At 62.8% G+C, this 12,243-nt stretch carries 14 protein-coding genes; 8 read left to right on the top strand and 6 right to left on the bottom strand.

What is annotated here, in order from left to right; genetic code table 11:
• Nucleotides 1-54: 54 nt before the first annotated feature.
• From H5P29_RS15695 to H5P29_RS15685, 3 genes are all read left to right on the top strand, one after another.
• Nucleotides 55-237, top strand: coding sequence for a hypothetical protein (locus H5P29_RS15695; RefSeq protein ID WP_154383919.1), 183 nt, complete (start codon nt 55-57; stop codon nt 235-237).
• 150 nt (nt 238-387) lie between these two features.
• Nucleotides 388-690, top strand: coding sequence for a hypothetical protein (locus H5P29_RS15690; protein WP_154383918.1), 303 nt, complete (start codon nt 388-390; stop codon nt 688-690).
• 157 nt (nt 691-847) lie between these two features.
• On the top strand, nt 848-1,030 hold the full coding sequence (locus tag H5P29_RS15685) for a hypothetical protein (RefSeq protein WP_067960918.1): 183 nt from the start codon (nt 848-850) through the stop codon (nt 1,028-1,030).
• A gap of 21 nt (nt 1,031-1,051) precedes the next feature.
• On the opposite strand, the gene H5P29_RS15680 is transcribed toward H5P29_RS15685, so the two are convergent.
• Complete coding sequence (locus H5P29_RS15680) at nt 1,052-1,951, bottom strand: LysR substrate-binding domain-containing protein (protein ID WP_067960915.1); 900 nt, start codon at nt 1,949-1,951, stop codon at nt 1,052-1,054.
• 227 nt (nt 1,952-2,178) lie between these two features.
• Here H5P29_RS15680 and H5P29_RS15675 point away from each other — a divergent pair, with 227 nt between their 5' ends.
• The 3 genes from H5P29_RS15675 to H5P29_RS15665 all read left to right on the top strand — a co-directional run bounded on the left by H5P29_RS15675 (nt 2,179) and on the right by H5P29_RS15665 (nt 4,126).
• Nucleotides 2,179-2,358 carry a hypothetical protein gene (locus H5P29_RS15675; protein ID WP_067960912.1) on the top strand — a complete coding sequence of 60 codons (180 nt, stop codon included), beginning with the start codon at nt 2,179-2,181 and terminating at the stop codon, nt 2,356-2,358.
• A 321-nt stretch (nt 2,359-2,679) separates the two neighbouring features.
• Nucleotides 2,680-2,820, top strand: coding sequence for a hypothetical protein (locus H5P29_RS15670; protein ID WP_182573457.1), 141 nt, complete (start codon nt 2,680-2,682; stop codon nt 2,818-2,820).
• A 304-nt stretch (nt 2,821-3,124) separates the two neighbouring features.
• Complete coding sequence (locus H5P29_RS15665; RefSeq protein ID WP_154383917.1) at nt 3,125-4,126, top strand: GlxA family transcriptional regulator; 1,002 nt, start codon at nt 3,125-3,127, stop codon at nt 4,124-4,126.
• Between the two features lie 3 nt (nt 4,127-4,129).
• Here H5P29_RS15665 and H5P29_RS15660 read toward each other — a convergent pair whose 3' ends face one another.
• From H5P29_RS15660 to H5P29_RS15650, 3 genes are all read right to left on the bottom strand, one after another.
• On the bottom strand, nt 4,130-4,510 hold the full coding sequence (locus H5P29_RS15660; RefSeq protein WP_154383916.1) for a peptidase inhibitor family I36 protein: 381 nt from the start codon (nt 4,508-4,510) through the stop codon (nt 4,130-4,132).
• 98 nt (nt 4,511-4,608) lie between these two features.
• Nucleotides 4,609-5,451: a DUF1194 domain-containing protein gene (locus tag H5P29_RS15655; protein WP_154384214.1), complete on the bottom strand. Its 843-nt coding sequence runs from the start codon at nt 5,449-5,451 to the stop codon at nt 4,609-4,611.
• Between the two features lie 97 nt (nt 5,452-5,548).
• Entirely contained in the window at nt 5,549-5,965 is a 417-nt protein-coding gene (locus H5P29_RS15650) for a DUF6463 family protein (protein WP_154383915.1), read from the bottom strand.
• 131 nt (nt 5,966-6,096) lie between these two features.
• Between H5P29_RS15650 and H5P29_RS15645 the strand changes: the two genes are divergently transcribed.
• Nucleotides 6,097-6,684 carry a TetR/AcrR family transcriptional regulator gene (locus tag H5P29_RS15645; protein WP_154383914.1) on the top strand — a complete coding sequence of 196 codons (588 nt, stop codon included), beginning with the start codon at nt 6,097-6,099 and terminating at the stop codon, nt 6,682-6,684.
• A 34-nt stretch (nt 6,685-6,718) separates the two neighbouring features.
• Here the strand turns inward: H5P29_RS15645 and H5P29_RS15640 are convergent, their stop codons facing one another.
• Both H5P29_RS15640 and H5P29_RS15635 read right to left on the bottom strand, forming a co-directional pair.
• Nucleotides 6,719-7,432, bottom strand: coding sequence for a site-2 protease family protein (locus H5P29_RS15640; RefSeq protein ID WP_154383913.1), 714 nt, complete (start codon nt 7,430-7,432; stop codon nt 6,719-6,721).
• 205 nt (nt 7,433-7,637) lie between these two features.
• Nucleotides 7,638-10,199 (bottom strand): FAD-dependent oxidoreductase, encoded by a 2,562-nt coding sequence (locus H5P29_RS15635; protein WP_067960886.1) that lies wholly within the window; start codon nt 10,197-10,199, stop codon nt 7,638-7,640.
• Between the two features lie 293 nt (nt 10,200-10,492).
• Here H5P29_RS15635 and H5P29_RS15630 point away from each other — a divergent pair, with 293 nt between their 5' ends.
• Nucleotides 10,493-12,241, top strand: a complete 1,749-nt coding sequence (locus H5P29_RS15630) for a hypothetical protein (RefSeq protein ID WP_154383912.1) — start codon at nt 10,493-10,495, stop codon at nt 12,239-12,241.
• Nucleotides 12,242-12,243: the final 2 nt, after the last annotated feature.

The raw sequence follows: 12,243 nt of genomic DNA, 5'->3' as shown, positions 1-12,243 counted from the left end.
TTCATTGCACGCCCCTTGAGGCGCGCGGCGCAGCGGGATTTGCAGGAGACGACAATGTCGATGATGAGCACCATCGGCCGCTTCGGTGCGGCCATCCAGAGCGCCCGCCGCGCCGCCCGATCCGAACGCATGCTGAACAGGTTGCCGCCGGAGATCCAGAAGGACATTGGCTGGCCCGCCCCGGAACATGGCCGGCGCCGCGCGACACTGGCGATCTACATGTCGCCCGACCGTTGAGGCGGATGTTTCAGAATCGCGCGCAATCTGAAACAGAAAGGCGCTCAAGCGATATCAACCTGAAACACAAACGAGCATAAACTCTTACCCGGCCGGCGGCGCATCCAGTCTCGCGTGGTGCTGCCGGCCCGTTACTCCCAGGAGACGACCATGTCCATCATTGGAGAGTTTCATCAGTACGGCTCGGTGTTGCGCCATGCGTGCCGCGATAGCCGCATCGAGAACATGATGAACGGCTTGCCGCGCGAATTGCAGGTCGAGCTCGGCTGGATCGACGGGGTGACCCACCATGGGTCGGGCGCCGCGGGTCAACTCCACAAATATGGTCGCGTGGCGATGCTGATCGACGCGTTGCCCATCGACATTCAGATCGAACTCGGCTGGCCCGTCGGCCCCTTGGCGCCGGCGACAAATGTTATCGCGTTCGCCCGGCCGAAAGAGCGCTGCGCATGACCTTCGCCGAAAAGGTCGGCCTGCTCGTCTTTCGCCAGCGCACCGCCGGCCGGCCTGCCGCGGCCGACCGGCGCCTGCGCATGGCATTGAAACCGCGCCGCCGCGCAAGCTGATTGCTGGAACTCACAATCGGAATTCACATTGAAAGGAGGGCCAGATGCCCCTTTTCGACGATCTCGGCCGCATTGGCGCCCGTTACAAGCTGGCGCGAAGCGCCCGCCGGACCGTCCGCATCCTGAATGCGCTGCCACCGGAGATTCAGCGCGACCTTGACTGGCACCCGCCATCGTCGCTGATGGCGAGCATCTACCGGTCGATGGCCACAGCAGTCAGGCGCTGAAGCCATCACCACAGGTGCGCTCTAGAACTTGCCTGTAAGGTTGAAGGTCTCGAAGGCCGCGCGGATATGGTCGGCCGCGGCCTTGACGGGCGCGCTTGCCTCGGGTGCCACGATCATCGCCAGGCTGTAGTTGCCGATCTCCGGCATGCCATCCTTGACGCCGAGTTCGACGAGTTCGTCGCCGATGAACGACCGCGGCAGCGGCGCGACCGCCAGGTCGGACAGGATTGCTGCCCGCTGCCCGGCCGTGTGCGCGCTCATATAGGCGACACGATAGTTGCGGCCATCGCGGCCGAGCGCTTCGAGCGCCCCTGCCCGCCATGCGCACCCCTCTTCCCAGATCGACACCGGCAGCGGCTCGCGCAGATGGGCGCAGCCGCCCCTGGCGCCAGCCCAGACGATCGGCTCGGTCAGCAGCGTCTCGGCGCCTGCTGCATTGGCCCTGCAGGCATTGGTCAGCAGCGTGATGTCAAGCGCCCGATCGTCCATACGGCGTCTGAGATTGCTGCTCTGGTCGATGATGACGTCGACGGCAATCGAAGGATGCGTCTGAGCAAAACGCTTGAGCACATGCGGCAGCACGCGTTCGCCGAAATCGTCGGGCGAACCCAGGCGAACCACGCCAACGATGTCGGGAATGATGAACTTCGACACCGCCTCGCGATTGATCGCCAGCATGCGGCGCGCATAGCCGAGCAGCATTTCGCCGTCGGTGGTCAGCGTCACCGAACGCGCGTCGCGGAAGAACACCGAGCGCCCGAGAATGTCCTCGAGCTTCTTGATCTGCATCGACACGGCCGAGGGCGTGCGGAACACCGCATTGGCGGCCGTGGTGAAGCTGCCGGTTTCGGCAATCGCAACGAAAGTGCGCAGCACATCAAGGTCGAGCAGCGGCAGCGGATGATTGAGCGGTGCGTTCATGGCCAATGACCTTCAATATTTCTGATCGAACACATCATTTCATTTCGTTTGATTGAACCTCATCCCTGAGCGATAGTCAACACCATCGAAGCAGCGGCCATGGCCAAGCGTCGACAGAGCCCGGAACGGAAGCGCCATGGTGCGCGAGACGGTTGAAGCAAGCGGTGCCCACCGGGCGAGCACCTCAAGCCGGCCTTGAACCGGCCCAGCAGGAAGGAGAGACCGCAATGTCCATTTTCTCATCGATCGGGCGTATCGCCAGCGAACTCAACGCCGCCCGTACCCGCTTTAACACCGCCCGCTCGATCCGCTCGCTACCGATCGAATTGCAGAAGGACATCGGCTGGCCGGAAGCCTTCGATTCGAACACCGGCTACCGTCGCGGCCACAGCGGTGAAGCGGTCTGAGCAGTGTCGAGGCGAAGTCGCGACCTGTCGCATGGTGTCGACAGGTCATGCGACCTCGCCTCAGCCATGCGAGCGCCGCACGCCTGGGATGAACGGCTTGCATGGCGCCGCAGCATCGTCTCAAGAGACTGAAATAGCTTGATTTTTCGTCGCAACCGACGTCGCATCCGCAGAAATGTCGTATGTGTCGCTTTTGAGGTGTGCCACTTCGCATTTGCAGCATGATCCGCATCGGCCAAGGCCTATATGCGCATCGTCAAACGAGCTGCCCCACTCCACAACGCGAAGGCACCCCGTGTAACCACTGCATGGAGACGTGTCATGAAGATTTTTGCCCGCTTGTTCGGTATCCGCCGCGACACCTCGCTGTCGACCGCGATCGAGCGCCAGCGCCTTTCCAGGACGATGCCCGGCCAGACCGGAGCGATCGCCGCAAACCGCCTCGGCATGCTCGTCGGCTGAGTTTTCTTTCGATCCCTTTCCTCCCGGATCGAACCATTGGAGCGGCGCAAGCCGCTCTCTTCTTTTTGACGCCGTCATTCGGCGACGCCAGTTGCGACATCACCGGCATTCGGCCGGCCCGGGCTGCACCGCCGTTTCAAACGCGTCATTTGTTCGTCAAAACGAGCCAGCGGCGTTTTGCCCATGTCGCAAACTTTAATTTTAGCGACAGCTTCAACCCCATTGACAGCAAGGGAATTTGCTGTTGACGCTATGCTATTCGCGACATCAAAGTCGCGTCGTTCCCGGCCAGCGCGAGGGTTCCTTGAACGCCATCAGACATCCGATCAAACGATCGCTTGTGTTCTTCCTTGTCCCCGACTTCACCATGGTCGCCTTTGCGACTGCCCTCGACCCACTGCGCATCGCCAATCGCATGCTCGGCTACGAGGCCTACAAATGGCGCTTGGCCAGCATCGACGGTAAGGCCGTGCCCGCCTCGAATGGCGTCGAATGTGCCGTCAACACCTCGCTCGACGAGGAGCGCAAGAAAATGGCCGGGCCGGAACGGCCTTCGATGGTCATCGTCTGCACCGGCATCAATGTTGAGACCTACACCAACAAGTCGGTCTTTGCTTGGCTGCGCGAGGAGTACAATCGCGGCGTCGCCGTCGGCGGCCTGTGCACCGGCGCCTATGTGCTGGCCAATGCCGGCCTGCTGTCCAACAAGCGTTGCGCCATCCATTGGGAAAATCTGCCGGGATTCGCCGAGGCTTTCCCCAAGGCCAATGTCTATGCCGACCTGTTCGAGGTCGACCAGAACATCTACACCTGCGCCGGCGGCACCGCTGCCCTCGACATGATGCTCAAACTGATCGGCGACGATTTCGACGACAACCTCGTCAACCGCATCTGTGAGCAGGTGCTCACCGATCGTGTCCGCAGCCCGACCGACCGCCAGCGCCTGCCGTTGAGGGCACGGCTCGGCGTGCAGAACTCGAAGGTCCTGACAATCATCGAACTGATGGAAGCCAACCTGTCGGAGCCGCTGTCGCTGATCGAGATTGCCGACCATGTCGGCCTGTCCAGGCGACAGATCGAGCGACTGTTCCGCACCGAGATGGGTCGGTCCCCTGCCCGCTATTATCTCGAAATCCGGCTCGACCGCGCCCGGCATCTTTTGATCCAGTCGTCGATGCCTGTCGTCGAGGTTGCCGTCGCCTGCGGCTTCGTCTCAGCCTCGCATTTCTCGAAATGCTACCGTGAGCTTTATGCCCGTTCGCCGCAGCAGGAGCGCATCGACCGCAAACAGTTGATTTCGGCCTGACAGCTACTGTCGCCGGTAAGGGTCGTAACCGTCCTCGCCGTCGTCCTGATAGCCGTCGCAGATGCACTCTGCCGACGATATCTGGTCGTTCCAGCCGCCAATGGATCGGGCATTGCGGTCGAATTCTTCCGACGCGCCCTGCATGCCGGTGTGCTGGTAGACGACAAGCGTGCAGCCGGGCGCGACGCGCACCGACGAGACGCGGTCGTTCCAGAACCGGCCGGCGCGGAAGCTGATCGACCGGTCGGCCCGCATCGGCAGGACACGGCCACCATAGCCATTGTGTTCGTACATCTCGCAGGCAACGTCGTCGTCATACTGCGCGTTTGCGCTGCCGGTCATCAGGACCGATGCGACGGCGGCAAGGAGTGCTAGGCGTTTCATGTTTCTCAGTGTCCTCGTGGCCAGAAGACGCAGAGAAAACAGCCGCGTGGCCAAACTTTGGCATTTTCCGCTACTGGATCGCAGTTTACGACTTATGCCTAACGGCTGTCCCAGAGCCAGGAGCGGTCGCGCCACAGCTTCTCGCCGATCAGGCAGTCATATCTCGGCTGCGCCTGGGCAAGCACGACAGGCGGATGGGCTGCTTCCTCGGCGGCCCACTGACGTGACGCGGGCCCAGCCAGTTCCAGCACCAGCTTGCGCCGGATCGCCTCCGGAAACTGCGACCACTCATTGACCGGGATCATGAAGGCGCCCGGCCCACCAATGACGCAATCGGCGTAGTAGCGGTCGAGATCCTCGACGTCATAGGCATTGCCAAAGCCGCCATTGGTCATCAGCGGCAAGCCATTGATGGTGATGCCTTGCGCCACGGCAGCGTCTCGCACCAGATCCACCGGCGGCCCCTGATTGTTCGGACCGTCGCCCGAGATGTCGATCACTCGCTTCATGCCGCGGTAGGCGCTTTCGGCAAAGAGGTCCGTGCCGAATTCCAGCGCACTGGAGATAGAGGTGCGGCGCGCGCTGTTGGGCGGCTTGGCCGAGAGTTGCCGCACCACGCGCTCGGCATCGGCGCGATTGGCAATGACTGTCCATGGCACCACGACGATCTGCGACGTCGAGCCGGCCCATTCGACATAGGTCACCGCGATCTTGCCATAGGCGCCCTCGGCGATCGCCTGCAGGACACGTTCATGGGTCAGCGCCGCGGCATAGCCGTGGCGCTGGATCTCGAGTTCGTCAGGCGACATGGAGAGCGAGACGTCGACGGCCAGAACCAGTTCCACATCGACCTGTTCGGCTGCATTGGCGTGAAAGCCGAGACCCAGCATCAGTGCCAAAGCAGCACCGCCTGCGAGAAGAGCTTTGGCCACGGCAGACATAAGCAAAGGGTAAGCGAGATTCGGCTTCTTCAAAAGAAACGCCCGTCCAGAAAGCCGGACTTTTCAATCACATTGTCGGGAAGCGCACCGCAAATGGTCAGGCTGCCGGGGAATTGCCACGCTTTCTCGACCGGACTTGCAGGCCGACTGTGAGGAACACCGAAACGACGAAGACGACGGTCAGGCCACTCGGCGGCATGATCGCCGTCATGATGGCCGTCCAGACGAGCAGCCCCCAGCCGACAAAGACAGGGATGGGCAGGCTCCTGCGATCGAGCCAGAGGATGAGCGCGCCGAGAATGACCAGCGGGATGGCCAGCGACCCGATGGATTGCCAGAACACACCGCCGGAAAGTGCCAGGTCGAGCGGCTGGGCCCTGAGCGGCGCCCAGTGATCCCAGGTCCAGAGATTGAGCGACAACCAGTTCGGCAGTTCCGCGGGGATTTCGGCCCCGAGCACGAGCATATGAATGATGCCGAGCGAAATCAGCGCAATGGCGCTCCATTTGACCATGACGTCCACCTCCTTCGATTGACCGCGACCGCGCCGCAAGGCATGACCATACGCAACCGTATGTAGCGCGAGCGCCCAAAAATAACCATACGGATGCGTATGGTGTGGCGCGATGCCGCAAGAAGGGAGAGATGATGGCTGGGACTGGTCCGCAGACAAAAGGCGAGACAAGGGACCTGACGCGCGAAGACTGGCTGATCGCCGCCGTAGCTGCCCTGGCGGATGGCGGCGTTGACGCAGTCAGGGTCGAGCGCCTCGCCAAGTCGCTGGGCGTCAGCAAGGGCTCGTTCTACTGGCACTTCAAGGGCCGCCCGCAATTGCTGGCAGCGATCCTCGACCTTTGGGATGCCGACTTCACACAGCAGCTCATCGACAATGCGGCCGGATTGGCGACGCCGCAATTGCGGCTGCGCCATCTCGCGCGGGATGCCTTGGCAAGAACCGTCTACGGCATCGATTCAGCACGCGCAGAAGCCGCGATCCAGTCGTGGGCTGCGACCAACGTCCAGGTTGCGGAGCGTCTGCGAGCCGTCGACGCCGCCCGCCTCGCCTATCTCGAAAGGGAACTCGCTGCCGCCGGCCAGCAACCAGACAAGGCCCGCGCCAGGGCGAAGGTGCTTTATCTCGCCCTGCTCGGGCTTTACGCGGCGCGCGGCTACAATCCGGAGCTCGCCGACGATAGCGCCTATCTCGCGCTGGTCGAACTGGCCCTGCAGTAGACCAAGCGGCGCGCGTAAGATTGCATGGGCGGCGTTACCGTCGGATTGGCCGCCCGCCTTTGCCGCGCCACTCCAACGTCTCGGCTTCTTCCGGCGCTGGCTTGCGGCGCACCGCCTTGGTCTTCCGGATGCCTCGCGCCGCCCGCCAGTTTGGGCCGAAGGGCGGGGGCAGCCAGATCAGGAAGCCTTTCGATGCCACCCATAGCATGGCAACCATGCGCAGCGTCGACAGGGTAAGGCCGCAAATCCCAACGATCCGTGTCGCGGCTTGCGGGCTCAGCCTTGCCTGCAACAGCTTCCTGGCTATGAATCCCCCGTCGAGAGGCAGGGCCGGCAGCAGGTTGAGACATGCGAGCGCAAGATTGAGGACCGCGCCCAGCGCAAAGGTCCACGCCAGCAGGCGCAAAGGTTCGAGCGGTGGCGGGACAAGGCTGAGACCTGGCCCTGCGGAGGCAGCGAATAGATAATAGCCGGCCAGAAACAACAACCCTACGGTCAGGTTCACCATCGGCCCGGCAGCATAGATCCATGCCCATGGCGCGCGAATCTGGCCGAATGGTCTGAACAAGATACGCCCACCGAACAGATAGAGCTCGATGCGCTCGGCGGCGATCTTGCTACGGCGCGCGGCCCAGAGATGGCCGAGTTCGTGAAGCAGCACCGCCGAGAACAGCAGCACCGCGACAATGACGGTGAGCACTAGGGCATGCCGCGGCCGCACGAACCATTCATGCAGGAACGGCAGCATCACAGGAATGGCAAAGGTCGCGTGGACATGAACGGGAACGCCGGCCACGCGGAATGTCAGCGCATCAACGCGCCTTTTTGATCGAACGGTCGCCAGAAACCCCTCCCCGGTCGGCTGGTTTGGCCGAGCGTATCAGACCTGGGCCAGGCAGGGGTAGCCGTGTCGAGCGGTCGACAGGAGTTTCCGACCGCTCAAAACTGCCATGTCAGCTGCGCGGCTTCAGGTTCTCCGGATCATAGAGCGGCTTGTAGCCGATGCCGACAACCTCGACCGGATAGGTTTCGGCGAAATACTCGACAACGAGCTTGCGGCCTTCCTGGCAATAGGCGTGAGGCAGATAGGCCAGCGCGATATTCTTGCCGATGGTCGGGCCGAAGGCGATCGAGGTCGTGTAGGAACGGCGCCCGAGCTCGTCGACCAGCACTTCGCCCGTCTGCGGGTCGATGACCGGCAGCGTGCCGACCGGGTAACGCTTGACGCCATTCCTGTCGGTGTTTTCGGTCATGACCAGCGTGCACAGCATCGCGGGCTGGTGATCGCGCGCCTTGTATTCAAGATGCTTGGCCTTGCCGCGGAAATCGACGTCCTTGACCTTCGGGCGGGCAAGATCGGCCTCGATGAGGTTGTATTGGGTCAGCAGGTCGGCGTTCTGCAGGCGCAGGCTCTTTTCCATGCGGCGCGAATTGGCATAGGTCTCGACGCCGAAGGCCATGACGCCGGTCGAGCGCAGCGCATCCCAGACGGCCAGGCCATCCTCGTATTTCATGTGCAGTTCCCAGCCCTGCTCGCCGACATAGGAGATGCGGAACGCTGTGACACTCTTGCCGGCGATCTCGATCTGCTTGATCGCGGCGAAGGCAAAATTTTCCTGGTCGAGGCCAGCAGGGTTCGCCACCACCTTCTTCAGGTTCTCGCGGGCATTCGGCCCCCAGATGCCGATGGTGATGAACTTTTCCGACGTGTCGGTGATGGTGACGTCGAGGCCACGATCCTCGGCGACGCGCTTCATGTAGTGGAAGTCGCGCGGACCGGCATCGGCACCGTTCACCAGCCGGCAGCGGTCGGCCATGCGGAACACGGTGAAGTCGGCGCGCACCATGCCCTCGTCGTCGAGGAAGTGAGTGTAGACGCCCTTGCCGATGTTGCCGTCGCCGCCGATCTTGGCAGCGCAGAGCCATTCCAAGAGCTCGACATGGTCGGGGCCTTCGATATCGACCATGTGGAAATGGCTGAGGTTGACGATGCCGCAATCCTCGCTCATCGCCAGATGCTCGGCATTCGAAACGCGCCAGAAGTGCCTGGAGTCCCACTCGTTCTCGCGCACCGGCACGCGGTCGCCATACTTCTCCAGCAGGTGCTCATTGGCCTTGTAGCCATGCGCACGCTCCCAGCCGCCAAGTTCCATGAAGTAGCCGCCGAGCTCGACTTCGCGTTCGTAGAAGGGCGAGCGCTTGACGTTGCGGCCGGTGGCATAGGGCTCGCGAGTATGAACGGCCGGGAAATAGATCTTCTGCGCCGCCTCGAAGGTGCGGCCTTCGATGAACTTCTCTTCCAGCTGGTGCGGGTAGAAGCGGGCATAGTCGATCGAGTTGTGGTCGATCTCGGTGCGGCCGTCGGTCATCCAGTCGGCGATCAGCTTGCCGTAACCGGGTCCGTCCTTGACCCAGATGGCGACGCAGTACCAGAGGCCGCGCACCTTCTGGCTTTCACCGCAGGAGGCGCCGCCAGCAGCGGAAACCTGCAGCAGGCCGTTGAAGGAGTGGCTCTCGTTGTAGCCGATCTCGCCAAGGATCGGCGTCAGCTCCATGGCGCGCTCGAGCGGCTCCATGATCTGCTCCATGTCGAGGTCGCGCTGCGACGGCGACAGGCGAGCCTCATGTTTTTCCAGGAGCTCGCGCGGATGACAGAGGCGCGGATTGGTCTGCTCGTAGTAGCCCCACTCGATCTGGCCGCCTTCGGTGGTCTTGGGGTCGCCGGTGTCGCGCATATAGGCCGAGTTGCCCTGGTCGCGCAGCAGCGGGAAGCCGATTTCCTTGCCGGTGCCCTCGAACTCGTTGTAGGGGCCGAAGAAGGTCAGCGGGTGGTCGACCGGCATGACAGGCAGGTCCTCGCCGACCATTTCGGCGATCAGGCGGCCCCAGATGCCGGCGCAGACGACGACATGGTCGGACATGATTGTGCCGCGATGGGTGACGACGCCCTTGATGCGGCCACCCTCGACGATCAGCGACGTCGCCGGCGTGTTGCCGAAGACCTGGAGCTTGCCGGACTTCTCGGCGGCATCGACAAGCTTGCCTGCGACCGTCTGCGAGCGCGGGATGACGAGGCCGGCATCGGGATCGAACATGCCGCCCATCACCTGATCTTCCTCGATCAGCGGGAACATCGCCTTGATTTCGGAGGGCGAAACGTAGTGTGCGCGGGTGCCGAACGCCTTGGCCGAGGAAAGCTTGCGCTTGATCTCCTCCATCCAGCTGTCGTCGCCGGCGCGCGCCACCTCGAGGCCGCCAATGCGGGCGTAGTGGCCCATCTTCTCGTAGAAATCGATCGAATATTGCGTGGTCCAGACCGAGAGAAAGTCGTGGCTGGTGGTGTAGCAGAAGTCGGAGGCATGCGCCGTCGAGCCGATGTCGGTCGGCACGCCCGACTTGTCGATGCCGACGATGTCGGTCCAGCCGCGCTCGATCAGGTGATGGGCAATCGATGCGCCCACGATGCCGCCCAACCCGACGATGACGACCTTTGCCGTTTTCGGAAACTCAGCCATTACCCACGACTCCGAGATGATATTGCGCGCAGACTATAGAGCGCCGCCGCGCGATTGCAGCCTGTTTGCGACATTGCCACAAGGCCGCGCGACCTCGGCAAAATTGCCGGCATCGATCCGCCGCGCCGCCCGGTTCTGCTCCTGCCGCCGACGCGCCTTCGTCACCCCGGCCCACAGTCCGCGGCCACGGCCGCAAGCATGGCGAAATCGGCCCGCTTAACGCTTTTGTCGCCATTTACCTGTAGTTGAATACAACAACTCCATGTCGATCGAGATTGCCGCAGGTGCCGAAGATGAACACCACTTTCACGCCGCCTGCTGCATCCCTGGGTTCACGCCTCAAGGCCAAGACGACAAGCCCGCTTTTTCTTTTGGCTGTCGCGTTTCTGCTGGTTTGCACCTTGCTGGCATTGCCGGTCGCCGTGCCGATCGGCCCGATGTATTGGGACGTGCTGATCTATTACGATGCGGCGAACCGCATTTTCGACGGACAGGTGCCGATCAACGACTTCTTCACCCCCGTCGGCCCGCTCGGCTACTACCTGTTTGCAGGCTGGGTGACGCTGTTTCCCAACGCCCAGCCGGCGCTCGTGGCGCACTGGTCGCTGCTTGCCGTCACCGCACCGCTGATGGCGCTGGTGCTGTGGGATGTCGGCCAGCGTTCGCGCGGAATCGCATTTGCGCTGCTGGTGCCGTTCCTGCTGTTCGCCCTGCTGCCCTTCAACACGCGCGAATTCTATCCGTTCCCCGGCTCCGACGCATTCGGCATCTATAACCGCCAGGTCTGCCAGACGCTGTATGTGCTGGTGGCCGCGCTGATGTTCGTGCGCAATCGCTACCTGCTGGTTGCGCTGATTTCGCTCACAATGACGGCGCTGTTCTTCCTCAAGATCACCGGTTTCGTCGCCGGCGGCGTCATCGCCGCCTATGCGTTCTTCGCCGGCCGCGTGAAGTTTCGCTACGCGCTGGAGGCGCTGGTCATCTTCGCCGCCGTCCTTGCCGCCATCGAACTGTCCAGCGGCCTGGTCAGCCACTACATCACCGACATCCTCAAGCTGGTGATGATGAACGGCGGCACGCTCTTGCCGCGCTTCCTGCAGTCCACCTCGATCAATTTCGGCGTCGTGCTGGCGACGTCTGCGCTCGCCCTGGTCCTGCTCTGGTCCGACCGGCACAAGCTGTCCGAGCGCTTTTCCGCCGACCGCAAGACGTCGCTTGCGACAGCGGTTTCGGGGCTTCTCGACCATAACGGGCTTTGGCTGCTCGCTGTCCTGTTCGCCGGCGTGCTGTTCGAGACGCAGAACACCGGCAGCCAAGCGTTCATCTTCCTGGCGCCGCTCATCGTCGCCATCCTGCTCAAGGCGTCCAGGCTGCTTGCCAAGCCTATGGTGCTGCTCTCGGTCCTGGGACTGGCTGCGGCCGTCATATTGCCGCCAGCGTTGTTCGTCGTCGAGCGCGCGGCCCGCGCCTATATCGGCTCGCTCAAGAACCGGCCCATCGCGCAGCGCAATCTTGGTACGCTCGGGGCGGTCAACATGCGCAGCGAGGTCGCCGTCCGTGTCGACCATATGCTGAAATTCTACCCGGAGCATCGGCAGCTCTATGCCGACCTCACCAACGCCGGCGAGTTGCCGACGCCGCTGCTCTATTCCGATTTCGACTTCCAGGTCACCTATCTCAGCAATGTCGACACGGCGGTCGATTCCATCCGCAAGCTGGAAGCCGACAAGGGCGTCCACTTCAACACGCTGATGTCGCTGAACTTCGTCAACCCCTTCCCTTGGCTGCTCGACCGCTCGGCACCGCTGCACATCGCCATCGGCGCCGACCCGATGCGCGCCGTGCCCGACCCCGGCTCGACCGAGGAGGCGGCGGTGGCGGACACCGACCTCGTCCTCCTGCCCACCTGCCCGCCGACCACGGCCAATGCCGCGCTCTACGACATGTACAAGAGCGCACTGACCCAGCACCGCCGTATCCAGCTCGATTCCTGCTACGACGCCTTCGTCCATCCCAGGTTTTTCGCAGCGCTGGACAAGTAGCG

This window comes from Aminobacter sp. MDW-2 (genome assembly GCF_014250155.1).
GTDB lineage: Bacteria > Pseudomonadota > Alphaproteobacteria > Rhizobiales > Rhizobiaceae > Aminobacter > Aminobacter ciceronei.
The sequence above is the reverse complement of the archived record's forward strand: the minus strand, read 5'-3'. Positions and strand labels throughout refer to the sequence as shown.

Bases quoted from the DNA above. Each gene is read 5' to 3' on its own strand.
- H5P29_RS15685 (WP_067960918.1), top strand. From the start codon at position 848: ATGCCCCTTTTCGACGATCTCGGCCGCATTGGCGCCCGTTACAAGCTG.
- H5P29_RS15645 (WP_154383914.1), top strand. From the start codon at position 6,097: ATGATGGCTGGGACTGGTCCGCAGACAAAAGGCGAGACAAGGGACCTG.
- H5P29_RS15655 (WP_154384214.1), bottom strand. From the start codon at position 5,451: ATGTCTGCCGTGGCCAAAGCTCTTCTCGCAGGCGGTGCTGCTTTGGCA.
- H5P29_RS15630 (WP_154383912.1), top strand. From the start codon at position 10,493: ATGAACACCACTTTCACGCCGCCTGCTGCATCCCTGGGTTCACGCCTC.
- H5P29_RS15670 (WP_182573457.1), top strand. From the start codon at position 2,680: ATGAAGATTTTTGCCCGCTTGTTCGGTATCCGCCGCGACACCTCGCTG.
- H5P29_RS15640 (WP_154383913.1), bottom strand. From the start codon at position 7,432: ATGCTGCCGTTCCTGCATGAATGGTTCGTGCGGCCGCGGCATGCCCTA.
- H5P29_RS15650 (WP_154383915.1), bottom strand. From the start codon at position 5,965: ATGGTCAAATGGAGCGCCATTGCGCTGATTTCGCTCGGCATCATTCAT.
- H5P29_RS15695 (WP_154383919.1), top strand. From the start codon at position 55: ATGTCGATGATGAGCACCATCGGCCGCTTCGGTGCGGCCATCCAGAGC.
- H5P29_RS15675 (WP_067960912.1), top strand. From the start codon at position 2,179: ATGTCCATTTTCTCATCGATCGGGCGTATCGCCAGCGAACTCAACGCC.
- H5P29_RS15690 (WP_154383918.1), top strand. From the start codon at position 388: ATGTCCATCATTGGAGAGTTTCATCAGTACGGCTCGGTGTTGCGCCAT.
- H5P29_RS15680 (WP_067960915.1), bottom strand. From the start codon at position 1,951: ATGAACGCACCGCTCAATCATCCGCTGCCGCTGCTCGACCTTGATGTG.
- H5P29_RS15635 (WP_067960886.1), bottom strand. From the start codon at position 10,199: ATGGCTGAGTTTCCGAAAACGGCAAAGGTCGTCATCGTCGGGTTGGGC.
- H5P29_RS15660 (WP_154383916.1), bottom strand. From the start codon at position 4,510: ATGAAACGCCTAGCACTCCTTGCCGCCGTCGCATCGGTCCTGATGACC.